This window comes from Bartonella sp. LJL80 (assembly GCF_054871565.1).
This window is the reverse complement of record NZ_JBTXLM010000004.1, coordinates 358,598-371,995: the sequence shown is the minus strand read 5'-3', so window position 1 is coordinate 371,995 and position 13,398 is coordinate 358,598. Positions and strand designations below refer to the sequence as shown.

General features: G+C 44.1%; 10 protein-coding genes and 2 pseudogenes. 7 read left to right on the top strand and 5 right to left on the bottom strand.

The window, feature by feature from the left end; genetic code table 11:
- The first annotated feature begins 24 nt into the window (after nucleotides 1-24).
- The 5 genes from tmk to ACYSNS_RS08485 all read left to right on the top strand — a co-directional run bounded on the left by tmk (nucleotide 25) and on the right by ACYSNS_RS08485 (nucleotide 4,938).
- Complete coding sequence (tmk, locus tag ACYSNS_RS08505) at nucleotides 25-675, top strand: dTMP kinase (protein ID WP_461722709.1); 651 nt, start codon at nucleotides 25-27, stop codon at nucleotides 673-675.
- The gene (locus ACYSNS_RS08500) at nucleotides 668-1,705 is read left to right on the top strand and encodes a DNA polymerase III subunit delta' (protein WP_461722708.1); all 1,038 of its coding nucleotides are present in this window, start codon (nucleotides 668-670) and stop codon (nucleotides 1,703-1,705) included. The genes tmk and ACYSNS_RS08500 overlap by 8 nt, the downstream gene beginning before the upstream one ends.
- A gap of 86 nt (nucleotides 1,706-1,791) precedes the next feature.
- Nucleotides 1,792-3,339: a methionine--tRNA ligase gene (gene metG, locus ACYSNS_RS08495; RefSeq protein WP_461722707.1), complete on the top strand. Its 1,548-nt coding sequence runs from the start codon at nucleotides 1,792-1,794 to the stop codon at nucleotides 3,337-3,339.
- Between the two features lie 2 nt (nucleotides 3,340-3,341).
- Nucleotides 3,342-4,115, top strand: coding sequence for a TatD family hydrolase (locus tag ACYSNS_RS08490; protein ID WP_461722706.1), 774 nt, complete (start codon nucleotides 3,342-3,344; stop codon nucleotides 4,113-4,115).
- 10 nt (nucleotides 4,116-4,125) lie between these two features.
- Nucleotides 4,126-4,938: an MBL fold metallo-hydrolase gene (locus ACYSNS_RS08485; RefSeq protein ID WP_461722705.1), complete on the top strand. Its 813-nt coding sequence runs from the start codon at nucleotides 4,126-4,128 to the stop codon at nucleotides 4,936-4,938.
- A 334-nt stretch (nucleotides 4,939-5,272) separates the two neighbouring features.
- On the opposite strand, the gene ACYSNS_RS08480 is transcribed toward ACYSNS_RS08485, so the two are convergent.
- The gene (locus tag ACYSNS_RS08480; RefSeq protein ID WP_461722704.1) at nucleotides 5,273-6,691 is read right to left on the bottom strand and encodes a c-type cytochrome; all 1,419 of its coding nucleotides are present in this window, start codon (nucleotides 6,689-6,691) and stop codon (nucleotides 5,273-5,275) included.
- A gap of 5 nt (nucleotides 6,692-6,696) precedes the next feature.
- Nucleotides 6,697-8,922, bottom strand: a complete 2,226-nt coding sequence (locus ACYSNS_RS08475) for a PQQ-dependent dehydrogenase, methanol/ethanol family (protein WP_461722703.1) — start codon at nucleotides 8,920-8,922, stop codon at nucleotides 6,697-6,699.
- A 908-nt stretch (nucleotides 8,923-9,830) separates the two neighbouring features.
- Between ACYSNS_RS08475 and ACYSNS_RS08470 the strand changes: the two genes are divergently transcribed.
- Nucleotides 9,831-10,199: a hypothetical protein gene (locus ACYSNS_RS08470; RefSeq protein WP_461722702.1), complete on the top strand. Its 369-nt coding sequence runs from the start codon at nucleotides 9,831-9,833 to the stop codon at nucleotides 10,197-10,199.
- A gap of 17 nt (nucleotides 10,200-10,216) precedes the next feature.
- Nucleotides 10,217-10,342, top strand: a pseudogene (locus tag ACYSNS_RS08465) (N-acetyltransferase); the annotation flags it as partial.
- Nucleotides 10,343-10,354: 12 nt separating this feature from the next.
- Here the strand turns inward: ACYSNS_RS08465 and ACYSNS_RS08460 are convergent.
- From ACYSNS_RS08460 to ACYSNS_RS08450, 3 genes and pseudogenes are all read right to left on the bottom strand, one after another.
- Nucleotides 10,355-11,368 carry an alpha/beta hydrolase family protein gene (locus tag ACYSNS_RS08460; RefSeq protein WP_461722701.1) on the bottom strand — a complete coding sequence of 338 codons (1,014 nt, stop codon included), beginning with the start codon at nucleotides 11,366-11,368 and terminating at the stop codon, nucleotides 10,355-10,357.
- Nucleotides 11,369-11,539: 171 nt separating this feature from the next.
- Nucleotides 11,540-12,043: a ClbS/DfsB family four-helix bundle protein gene (locus ACYSNS_RS08455; protein WP_461722700.1), complete on the bottom strand. Its 504-nt coding sequence runs from the start codon at nucleotides 12,041-12,043 to the stop codon at nucleotides 11,540-11,542.
- A gap of 116 nt (nucleotides 12,044-12,159) precedes the next feature.
- Nucleotides 12,160-13,352 (bottom strand): annotated as a pseudogene (locus ACYSNS_RS08450) (ISNCY family transposase); the annotation flags it as partial.
- Nucleotides 13,353-13,398: the final 46 nt, after the last annotated feature.

The following is a 13,398-nucleotide window of genomic DNA, read 5'->3' as shown; positions in this document are numbered from 1 at the left end:
GAACAAATTGAAAAAGGGTAAGCTGTGAAAGGCTGTTTTATAACCTTCGAAGGCGGTGAAGGGGCAGGAAAGTCCACACAAATCAAAGCGTTGCAAAACCATCTTAAAGGTGAAGGCTTTGACGTCTTAGTCACACGAGAACCAGGTGGCACATCTGGAGCCGAAGCGGTGAGGCACGTTCTTCTTTCTGGAATTGCTGAAAAATATGGCCCAGCTGTCGAAGCAATCCTTTTTGCAGCTGCCCGAGCCGACCATGTCGATGGTCTCATCGCACCGGCACTTGAAGCGGGAAAAATAGTTTTATGCGACCGATTTATCGATTCAACGCGGGTTTACCAAGGTTTACAGTCGTCAGGTGAAGATAGTTATCTCACAATCCTTGAACGTGTTGCCATTGATGGCTGCTTTCCTGATCTAACATTCATTTTGGATATTCCTGCGAAGCAGGGGATGATGCGCGCTATGGAACGGCGAGCCGTTGGAACAGATATTGATCGTTTTGAAAAAGATACTTTAGAAATCCAAGAGCTGAGGCGACAAGCATTCCTTAAAATAGCCCATGACGACCCGAAGCGATGTAATGTTATAGATGCCACCCAAACTATTGAACAGATAGCGACGCAGATAGCCAACATCTGTGACGAATACCTAAAAAGCAATAGCAGCCATGACTGAACTCAATATACCCCGGCAATATGACGACATTGATGGCGTATTGCTGCCTTCACAAAATACCTTATTGTTTGGTCACAGTCGTATTGTAGATTTTTTGTCGCAAATACGTCGGGAGGGGCATTTGCATCATGCATTATTATTTGAAGGTCCTCAAGGCATAGGAAAGGCAACCCTGGCTTTTCAATTGGCGTGGAATGTCATTTCGAATATGTCAACCGGATTCGTTCAACCAGATCAGAGCTCGAATATTTGGCGACAAATAGCACAGGGCAGTCACCCTGCTGTGGCTCATATATCAAGACGATTTGATGTTAAAACGGAAAAATTCAAAACCGGCATTTCGGTCGAGGATATTCGTGATGTTCATCACCTGCTTAATCAAACTTCGCATGATGGTGGTTGGCGCGTTGTCATTGTCGACCCCGCTGACGATATGAATAGGAATGCAGCAAACGCCATATTAAAGACGCTGGAAGAGCCACCCGCAAAAACGCTTTTTATACTTATTTCTCACTTCGCTGGTCGCTTGCTACCGACCATACGATCGCGCTGTCACGCAGTTAATTTCCGCACTCTGGGTTCCAGTGACATGAAAAAAGCATTGGAACACGTTCTGCCCAATCATCTTCCCGCGCAGAGTGAACTCGATACCGTCATAAAAAAATCAAATGGCAGCGTGCGGAAAGCGGCGTTGCTTCTATGTTATGGCGGTTTGGAAATATCACGTACGCAAGACGAAATTCTTAGCCAAAAGGTTTTTGATCCGGGTAGGGCACAGAGCCTTGGTCATGCTCTATCGGGCAGGGAAGCCACTGTACAATTTCAACAATTTTGTGATGATCTGCTAGACCGCATAGCCCAAATGGCAACTGCCGATGCTGAAGCTGGTAACATTTCCGCATCCAATCGTCATGCCTCTCTATGGCGTGAGACATCGGATGAAATTGCGCAAACAGAGGCATTCAATTTAGATAAAAAGCAATTCGTTATTAATCTGCTTTTCAAGCTCCACAAGGTGCTTCACCCATAAGTTTGCACATGCTTTTTTCGTGACAATCCAGCCAAGTGCCGTTATGTCAGTATCAAAAGAAAACATTATTTGAAAACGAGCTTACAATGCGTGAGAAATTCTACATAACAACGCCAATTTTCTATCCAAACGGCAATCCTCATATCGGGCATGCTTACAATGCGATAGCAACTGACGCTATGGCGCGTTTTCAACGAGCCGATGATAAAGATGTTTTCTTTCTCTCTGGAACTGATGAGCATGGATTGAAGATGCAGCAAACGGCAGAGAAGGAGGGTATTACTCCGCAAGAGCTCGCCGATCGCAATAGCGCTGTATTCCAAAAGATGCTTGCGACATTGAACTGCTCCAATGACGACTTCATCAGGACCACCGAGCCACGTCATTTTGCAGCTTGTCAGGCCCTATGGCAGTTAATGGAAGCCAATGGCGACATTTATCTCGACCGTTACGCAGGTTGGTATTCCATCAGGCAGGAAGCTTATTACGATGAGAGCGACACAGAGGTTGGCGAAGATGGTATCCGTCGTGAAAAAGAGGTAGGCTCCCCCGTTGAATGGAATGAAGAAGAAAGCTATTTCTTTCGCCTCTCCCGTTATGAAAAACCTCTTCTTGATTATTTCGAGCAACATCCAGATTTTATCGGCCCAAATGAACGTCGAAATGAAATCATAAGCTTTGTAAAGTCCGGCCTTAAAGATCTTTCGATTTCGCGTACGACTTTCAATTGGGGTATTCCGGTGCCTGGCAATCCAAAACATGTTATGTATGTTTGGGTTGACGCTTTGACAAACTATCTTACAGCCGTTGGGTTCCCGGACAAAACCGCAGCAAAAAAAGACTTTTGGCCAGCAAATGCACATATAATCGGAAAAGATATCATCCGGTTCCATGCCATTTATTGGCCAGCCTTCCTGTTATCTGCCGGCATCCCACTTCCTAAACGCGTTTTTGCCCATGGTTTTTTGCTGAACCGCGGAGAAAAAATGTCGAAATCCGTTGGTAATGTTGTTGATCCTTTTACAATGGTCGAACATTATGGCTTGGATCAGGTACGTTACTTCTTCCTGCGCGAGGTTTCTTTCGGTCAAGATGGCAGTTATAGCCATGATGCTATCGTCAATAGAACCAATGCTGATCTTGCCAATGATCTGGGAAACCTAGCTCAACGATCACTATCAATGATCGCCAAAAATTGCAGTGGTATTGTTCCAACGCCTAAGGCGTTTCTGCCCCAAGATGAAGCTTTATTAAAGCAATGCGCCTCGGCTTTGGAAACCGCTCGCCAAGCTATGGATAAGCAATCTCCGCATCTTGCTCTTGCCGCTATATTTGCCGTTGTTGCGGAAGCAAACAGGTATTTTGCCGGTGAAGAGCCATGGGCTTTACGCAAGACTGACACCGAACGATTTGATACTGTTCTATATGTTACAGTTGAAGTGCTGAGGCGCGTTGCAATCATGGTTTGTCCGTTCATTCCTCAATCCGCGGGCAAGCTCTTGGATATTCTGGCCGTGGGGCAGGGTGAGCGCAGCTTGCGCTACGTGACCGACGGCGAAATGCAAATCGGAGCGACCCTACCGCAACCTGAACCGATCTTTCCGCGCTATCTCGCGAAAGATGAAGATAATTGACCATGTTAATTGATACTCATTGCCACTTGGATTTCGACGTCTTTGCCGATAGGCTGGATGAAGTTATCCAGCGCGCAATTGCCGCCGGCGTGGGGCGCATGGTAACTATTTCTACCCATGTACGAAAATTGGATCGTCTCTTAGCAATAGCCCAAAGCTACGAAAACGTGTTCTGTTCAGTCGGTACACATCCCAATAGCGCTCATGAAGAACCTGATATAACCGCAAATGAGCTATTGGAACTCGCGAAACATCCCAAGATAGTTGCAATAGGCGAGGTGGGACTGGACTATCACTATGACTATGCCACTCCCGAGGAACAAAAAACTAGTTTCCTTCAGCACATAATAGCAGCGCGAGAAAGCCAGTTGCCACTTGTCATCCATGCGCGCAATGCCGATGAAGATATGCAAGCAATTTTAATTGAAGAGACAAAAAAAGGCGCTTTCCCATTCATCCTTCATTGCTATTCTTCCGGGATGGAGCTTGCTCGTACCGGAATCGATCTTGGCGGATATATCTCTTTTTCGGGCATATTAACGTTCAAAAGTGCATCTGAAATTCGGGCGATCGCAATGGTAGTTCCACATGACCGACTTCTTGTTGAAACGGATGCGCCCTTTCTGGCACCTGTACCTTTTCGGGGTGAAACCAACGAACCATCATTTGTCACAAACACTGCTGCGGTCCTTGCTCAAACAATCGGTATTGATCGCGAAATGTTGGCATCAATAACCACCGAAAATGCATTTCGGCTTTTCTCCAAAATGTCATAGGAGTGGGCTGATGATGGATCACTATAAGTTTACGATACTCGGATGTGGCTCGTCACCGGGTGTCCCACGCCCTAATGGTGATTGGGGAGACTGCGATCCGAGTAACGCTAAAAATAGACGGTTCCGGACATCTCTACTTGTAGAAAGAATTTCTGTTTCCGGTAGCAAAACGACTATTGTGATAGACACTGGGCCTGATTTTCGTTCTCAGATGATCAGAGCCAACGTTCAATTGTTGGATGGTGTAGTTTACACACACGCGCACGCTGACCATATTCATGGCATTGATGACTTGCGCAGCTATGTCATTGGGCAAAAACGCCTTATGGATATCTATGCAGATCACGCAACGTTTGCACGGCTCGAAGAGGCATTTGGTTATTGCTTCAAAACACCGGAAGGCTCTAGTTATCCACCTATATTGCAACACCACACGATTTCGCCAAATGACGAGTTTTTCATTGAGGGGAAGGGCGGAAGGGTCTCAATGCTTCCTCTCTTGCAGATACATGGCGATATCCATTCTTTGGGATTTCGTATTGGAAACGTTGCCTATTGTACAGATGTCAGTGATTTCCCAGCATTCACACCGCCGTTGTTACAAGACCTTGATGTATTGATAATAGGGGCACTGCAGTATCGACCGCATCCAAGTCATTTCTCGCTCGATCAAGCATTAGAATGGGTGGAACGCTTGCGACCTAAAAGGGCTATTCTCACACACATGCACGTTCCACTCGATTATGATGCGGTTATGGCTTATACACCAGACCATGTGGAACCCGCCTTCCAGGGTATGCAATTCGATGTTCATATCTCTTAAATAAGCGCCATTTGGAAAATCTTTTTTGTTCAGATTTTGAATTGATTGATGCACGAGTGGTGCAAGTTAGCAAGAATAATAAAAACGTTTATACAGCTCGTGAACGGCTTCGAGCGTTGTATTCCGATAGAGTATATGATCGTCGCTTTAGATAGATTCGTAAGATCGAAGAATATTTTTGCCTTATTATCGGGGAAGCAGCAATAGCCATAAATACCTGCAGCGACGGGAAGGGTGTTTATGCTCTATTTTTAAAACACGATACCACAAAGTGCAAATTGATATCCCTGTCTCAGGAGATCAAGCTCCTTAGGGCAGGAGCTTCATTTTTCTTCTATTGTGGATAATCTTTGCCATTATGCGTTTCGATTCCGAATGTCCAATTTCCTCCCATCGGTTGTGGCGTTATATTTGTCCATCCGCCACGCGTGACGCCTAAATTTGCTGATGATGAGCGAATTTTTCCGACGTCAGCAGCTGTAACCACTGTACTTGCAACATTTCCCCACCCAGTACGAATGAAATTGACGACGTTAGCAACGTCCTCATTTGTTAGGTTAGAAAAATTAGGCATAGCCACCGCAGATGGAGTCCATCTAGAGGGAGGCAAGACCGCACCGTTCAGAACAACGTTGATACTTGACGTTGGATTTTTAGCATTCACAACTGGATTGTTCCGTAAAGCAGGGAAGATGCGCGCGATACCTTCGCCACTGTTAAGATGGCATATAGAGCATTGTTCAGCATAGATCTTCGCCCCATTGCTCAAGTTGTTTATGTCCCCAGCTAGCATACGGTTTGTCTTTGTTTCTGCTTTAAATTGCGCTTGTTGCAACGGTACATCAGGAAGACTTTTTAGATAGAGCGCCACTGCACGCAGATCGTCTTCTGTCATATATTGCGTACTCCAGGCTACTACATCCGCCATGCCCCCCAGAACGGCTGAGTGATCTGAACGTCCAGTTTTAAGCAACATTGCTATTTCATCTGCATTCGCAGCCCCGAGACCGTAAGTGGGATCATTGCGTAAACTAATGGGTGTCCAATTATCAATGACGCTGCCACCGGAAAGAAATTCGCTATCCTTTCCTTCGTATCCTTGTTCCTGTAAGCCAATGCCGCGTGGTGTATGACATGCGCCGCAATGTCCAGGACCTGTAACGATGTACTCACCGCGCGCAAGCAAGGGCTCTACTCCAGCCGGCGCTCTATAAGGAACAACGCGCGGTGAAAAAGCCATCCTCCATATCGTAACCGGCCAACGGATAGAAAGGGGCCAAACAATATCAGCACGTTTGTTTGCGTTTTCTACTGCCGGAACTTTTAGCATAAAAAACGCATAAAGTGCCCTTACATCCTCGTCCGTCATCCGCGAGAATGACGGGTAGGGCATAGCAGGATAAAGCGTGTCGCCACCTGGTCGAACACCAAAGCGTACGGCCTTATCAAAATCTGCAAGAGTAAAACTACCAATACCCGTTTTTTTATCAGGTGTAATATTTGTGGAATACATGACTCCAACCGGGCTACTGATACCCAATCCACCAGCGTAATAAGCACCACCTATTGACGTGTGACAAGCAGCACAATCGCTCACTCTAGCAAGATATTCACCCTGTTCTATCAACGATGGATCGGGTGTTAGAACTTCATGAAATCGACTTTCCACATGCGCGAGAAATGTTAAGCTTGTAAAACCGAAAATACCCACAACAATGATAATCGAAACTAAAATAGCTAGTTTTCTTTGCATGGCCATTAGTCCTGTTTAGGGCTTGGTTGACGGTTGATAACCTCTTTTTCGTAAGTGTGGTTGGCTTCATCAATGATGTAATTACGGATGGCTTCAATTTGATCTGGCGTCATGTCATCGCCAAAATCAACCATCCCGTAAGCTCTCAACGCCCCCTTGCCAACAACATTGTAAAAACCATCTTCAGTACGGATGGCTCCCGACCAACGAAGATCAGGCAAAACGCCACCTGAGACGACGCTGCCACCATGGCATGAGGAACAAAAAGTTGTATATTTTACATAACCCTCGGTTACCGCTTCTTTTTTATACTCGACAGGTGGCTTGACGGGTTCGAACCCACTTCCATGAACAGGCGGTAATGATGCTTTGCCATCCAGAGAAAATACAAGCAAACGCGAACGGTTAACTTGAGGCTTATTGTTGCTTTTACCTGCAAAACTCGCGCCATTACCCAACGGAAAGGCACCACCCCAACCTGCCATTAAGGCTACATATTGCTTGCCTTCGACTTCATAGGTCATCGGTGGCGCAATCACGCCAGTCTGTGTGTTAAACTCGAATAAATCCTTTCCGTCCTTTACATCGTAAGCATGGAACCCGCCATTTGCGAGTCCTTGAAATAAAAGTCCACCAGCCGTGGCAAGCAACCCGCCATTCCAAGGACCATGATGATCAACACGAAAAGCCTCCTGCTGTTTTATTGGATCCCACGCAATAATCCAGCCATCCGTAGGTGGCATATCGTGAGCAGCAGGTTTATCCGTGCTGGTAGGCGAATTTCGCGGGTCTGCCTTCACAAGCCCCATATTCATGGTTTTGTCATTGTGGGTGAAAGTCTTCGCCGGATCGTAGTAACCCGGTATCTGCTGAGCGGGAATATAGACCAGATTGGTTTGAGGGCTATAAGCCATTGGTGCCCAATTATGGGCGCCTAAAGGCCCGGGAACAACCACTTCCGCTTTACCACTTAAAGCATAAAGTGCGTCTCTATTAAAATTTGGCCTTCCGGTGATCGGATCTAGTCCACTGGCCCAAGTGACAGGTACAAAGTTTTTACCAGAAATAAATTCGCCTGTCTTTGCATCAAGAATATAGAAAAAACCGTTTTTGGGGGCGTGTACAATGACATGGCGTTTTTGTCCATTGATCATCAGATCCAACGTCATGATCTGCTGGACAGACGTGTAATCCCACTGATCCATTGGCGTTTCTTGGAAGTGCCAAACATATTCACCGGTCTCCGGCCTAATCGCTACAATACTGCCTAAGAAAAGATTATCGCCAAAATTGTTGGACCTCAAAGCGTAATTCCAAGGTGAACCGTTGCCGACACCTATATAAACGAGGTCGGTCACCGGATCATACACAATTGAATCCCATACAGTCCCACCACCGCCTTGGCGTATCCATGCACCTGTTTTCGACCACGTTGAATATGCTTTATTCATAAGAACATTATCGGAGGGGGCGTGATCTGGCTCGTTCTTGGCATTTGGAACCGTGAAAAAACGCCAAGCAAGCTTTCCGCTATCGATATGATAAGCTGAAACAAAGCCCCGAGCGCCAAACTCAGCCCCACCATTACCAATGAGCACCAATCCCTTAACAACACGGGGTGCACCTGTCATTGTATAAGCACGCTGCTCACCTAAAGCGGCATCTTGCGGTATTGTATCTACAGACCAAAGGACTTTTCCAGAAGTTGCGTCCAGTGCAATCAATCGGCCATCGAAAGCCGGTACAAAAATTTTTCCGTGATCATAGGCGAGACCACGATTAACGGTATCACAACATCCAAGAACACCGATTCTTCCAGGCACCTGAGGATCATAGCGCCATAGAATTTTTCCACTAACAGCATCAAGCGCTATAACCTTGCTCCATGCAGTAATGACATACATTACTCCATCAACGACCAACGGGGTCCCTTCTTGTCCACGGTTGGTATCGAGATCAATATACCAATCCAGTTTCAGGCCGCCGACATTTTTTCTGTTGATTTTATTGAGAGGGCTGTATCTTTGTTCGGAATAAGTTCTGCCATAACTCAACCAGTTTTGCGGTTGTTTATCAGCTTTCAAAACAATCGATTGCGTGTTTCCTAAATTGTCAATTGTTTGCGCCGTCGCAGAATTCGAACAAAGAATAACTGTTGCTATAACTGCGAAATAATTTCTCAAAATACGTCTTGAAGACGCGCTATTCGTACACCCTTTGTTAATTTTCATCGTATTAGCCCCCCTTATATTGTCTCTTTTTATCGCCTAAAGTCCGACCAAAAAAATGAATAAAAAAGGATATGATCTTTTTCGATTCAATAGTATCTGTTGCTTCCTTTGATCGCTATTGAAAGAAGGTTAACACGTTTTGTGTATATTGCGATCGAATAACTCCTTAGCGTATTTCAAATATATGTGTTCATTCTTGCTTCGGATTTATAGTTTTTTTGTTGATCCGCGCCAATTTCAATTTAATAAAGAATATTCGCGGGTTAGCGCTAAGTTATCAATTTAAAGAAAAATAAATTTTTGGGTAATTTACCTTCATCGAAGGTTCTAAAGGGCAGGGTAATAATTGATACCTTTTAATTCCCAACGATCCTAGCAGCACGTACGCCATGATTATTTATGCAACCAAAACGCTTTAACGTCATACAGCTTCGCAAATAGGTGTTGAACCATTTTGATTTAGGTGTCTTTATCTCACCCAGCCTTATCGTATGAGGATTTTTGGTACATCATCAACTAAACACAACCGCGTTGCGATTGTTCTATGCATACCAAAGATGTCAATGCCGGTTAAGAATGCGACATCCTTAGCCAAATAGAAATTCGACAGTCCTACCCACTTGGCGCATACGGTAAGCTCCCGAACAGGCTGGCTGGTCAGGCTTGCACGGCCTGATTCGGGAGCGTTTCCAGATGTAACCCCTGACTTTAGCTTTGACAGCTGTGGAAAAAGCAGAAACAATAATTCATAATGGAAAAACGTTGTATTCTATAAACTAATATGCAGGTAACGTGACATGTTTAGATACTAAGAGTTTTGCCATGCCTGTTGAAGGTTTTCCCCATTACTCTTTGGATATTGATACTGTTATTCCCGTTTCTGTTGTCAGAGGGATATCTTTCGGACAATGTTCTACTGCTCTCCATCTTTTCTGAAACGCTTTTGCCAGAAAATTGCGTTTCACTCTCGGAACGGAAAAAAGACCCTGCAATTTCTTGAGCGTTGTATAGATCCAAAACAAACAGTATGTGCGATTGCTTCAAACGGGCATCTTGCTGGTTTTGCGGCCATTAAAAGTAATCAGTCTGGGTTTATTAATCCTACACTTGCAACTTTTCTCAATGAATACGGTATTTTTGCAGGTTTTGTTCGCGCATTAATAATGAAACAGCTAAATTATAAGCCTGCCGTTAATGAGTTAATGGTAGAAAGTATATGTGTAAATGAGTCTTATCGGGGGGTGGGCAAGCCCTTCTTGCGCATCTTAAACATTTAGCTGGTCATCAGGATAAAAACCTTACTCTGGACGTTATCGCAGAGAACAACGGTGCAAGAAGACTTTATGAACGTACTGGCTTTTATGAAGTTGGGCAAAAAAATTGTTTTTTTCTGCCCCTCTATTTGGTTTTCGGCACATAATAAGGATGCAATTCAGTCCACACAGTCTTGGTTCAGGACCCATGATGAGATAGTTTCCAGTGCCCCATGTGAATATGAGTATTTTCCAAGTAGGAGAAACAATCCTTGTTTCCATAAAGGCCATTGAGAAGTAAGTTGATAATCAAACCATTCGCTTCGTAAAAGCCCGTGAGTTGCCCCTGGCAATTTCCTGATACAGCGAGGAGTGCTTGCGGGTAGTTTTTTTGCCCAGACCGCAGCTGTTTCATCAGCGTCTACATTCCGGTCATCTTTGCCCATCAGAATTAACACCGGAGTATATGTGCCAGAAATATCTTTTGTCGCATCAGCCAAAGAATTCCTGCTTTCGAAGTCTTGGCGTGTACATTTGGAGGTACAGGGAATAACAGCTGTTTCTGCTGTAAACTGGCTGTCAAAAACCGCTGCTTCATGTTTTTCAGCATCCTGAATATGATTAAGCGAGTGACCTTCGATTTTAAGTCGTTGTCCTGTATAGTATATACTCTGATCTCGCCAGTTTATCGCGGCACCAATCAGTACAAAAAATTCAGTTGTTGACAGTTGGCTTGCCTGCGGCACAACCCAACCAGCCTGCGAGAAGCCAAGATAACCTCCGCGACTTTTTTTCAGCTCTGGCTGTTCTCTCATTTTTTTTAACGCCAAAACCGCTTCCTCTGCGCGATCTGGCATTGTCTGTGCAAGCCAATTGCCTGTACTTTCACCTACTCCAGGTTTATCCCATGAAAAAACAGCAATTCCCTGTGAGACAAGGAACTTAACCAATGGAATATACCCATCTTCTGACCAGCGGTCTTGAGGTCCATCTCCATGAACTAAAAGCACAAATGGAGGAGAATCTTTACCGTGAGGAAGGATCAACGTTCCCACCAGAGTATCGTTATTATGCTTAAAAGACACATTCCGTTGCTGCCCGTAACCCGAAATATCAAAATCAGAAAATCGGGCGAGTAAGCAAATGATAAGAACGGCAATCATAGTTGAAAATGACACAATATATTTAATCATCTAAAATTCTTTGTATTTTATAAAAGTTAAATACTGATTTTGGGAATTAAAATTATAAAACACAAAAAATATTGCCTTTAAAATCTATTCTCAATCTGTATAAATAATGCAAAATTCCGGCTGATAGGTTATTTAAATGAGGCTGACATAGATAGATAGTCGCTCACTGATTTAAATGGCCTTGATCCATTTGCGTATACGTTTAACTGCATTGCTATAGGGTGAAGATGTATTGAACTGAATCATTCTTCCCATGGTCCATTTTCCGTACCACTTCTGCTCATAAAGCTCGACATTATTACGTTTTTTGATTTCTTCAACGATTTTTTCTTTTGCTGCCTTAAGCTGACTTTTTAATTGGACAAACGGTACATACTTATAATCGGCATAGAATTTTTGAGCCAGTTTCCCTAGTTCATTCCACTTATATCCAGTTTCAGGAAAATCCGTATATTTGTCATTGGCATCATTATCAAGCCACTTTAAAACTAGCTCATTCCATCCTAGGAGATAGGCAACAAGATCAGAAACCGTTATCTTTGTATCTTTCGCGTGTCCATCCAAGTCTGGCAGATCAGTGAGACCAGACGGCAATTTTTCCAATTCAGAATAAAGCTTATCAAAATTAGTACTGATGGCTTGTAGCAACTCATCCTTGTTTTGCGGTGTAGCCATGTCGTTAAGCTCCTTAAAATCGTTATAATGATGGATCATGTTTAAGCATTAAAATCAATACAGCCCGCATAACTCACCTCAATATCCGTGGTTTAGACACTTTTCATGTTAGTTTGTTTTTTCTTGTATCCATTGCCTTTGCTACCATCAGGTATAGCAAACATATGATTTTGTTGTCCCGTTCGCCGTGGTGCGTTTTTACTACGGCTCATTTACCTTTGGTCCTGGATTTCAGCAATGTAATCCAATGCTGCGCCTAATCGCTTGTTTTCAACCATCTCTGCTCTGTTGACAGAACGCAACTTATCAAAAGTGCGATAGGGTAGGGATATTGCTTCATACTCGATTTCCAATCGGTAATCCGGGTAGTCACACACAAGAACTTTTTGTCCTGCCAGCCGCTTAGAGGTCACTGTAGGTTCAAGAATGAACATAACCTTGTCATATCTAAGCGTCAGCGTATGGGGCAGCCGCCTTACTTCTTTATTACACATGGCATTATCGAGATTATCATAATCTCGTTAAAGGCCGGTGCATGTTTTTAGATAAACGTGCTTCTTTACAAAAACGTATATTAAAATCGTGATTAAATCCAAGAACAAACGCATTTGCTGCCTTTATAGTATTGACATTACGTAGTCTCAACTCTTTGACTAGGGGGGCTTGTAACGTCCTGTTCGCGCGTTCTACACCGCCCTTCGCCTAGGGTGTATTAGCGCAAATAATATCGATATTGAGCTCATGTAAAGCCCGACCAAATTGAGTGAATCCGCTCGTTCTATCTTTCACGGAAGCATGTGTTGCCCGAAAAACTCCGTGTTTGTCACTATAGAAGGCGAGGGGTTTCCCCCACCTTTCAATATAAGCTTTTGTGGCATGAAAATATTCGAATTTATTTTCTGATTCAGCGAAGCGTAGATGCATTAGCCTTCCCGTTGCGTCGTCAATAGAAACCAGTAGGGCACACATTTAGGGCCGCGATCTTCGAACCACCAGTGATGCGAGCCGTCAATCTGGATAAGTTCGCCAAAGCAATCTCTTCGCATTCGAGGTGGATGAATTCGTTTTTACGTTCTTTACGCGTCAACCATAATCCTGCTTCGGCCATCCACTTGCTTAAAGTCTCTCTGCCAATAGATATCTGGTGGTGTTCTATAAGCTTATCACGGGCCAATGTCGGCCCCAAATGAAGCTCATATCATTTTAACAATCTTTGTAATTGTGAACGACTGATATTTAAAAGATTGGCGACAGCCACAACACTGAAACGTTTTTCTTCAATCTTCTGGAAATCTCTACAGTGAAGCATTACTACATGGCGCTTATAAAAAAAATCGCATAAGATATATTATGGA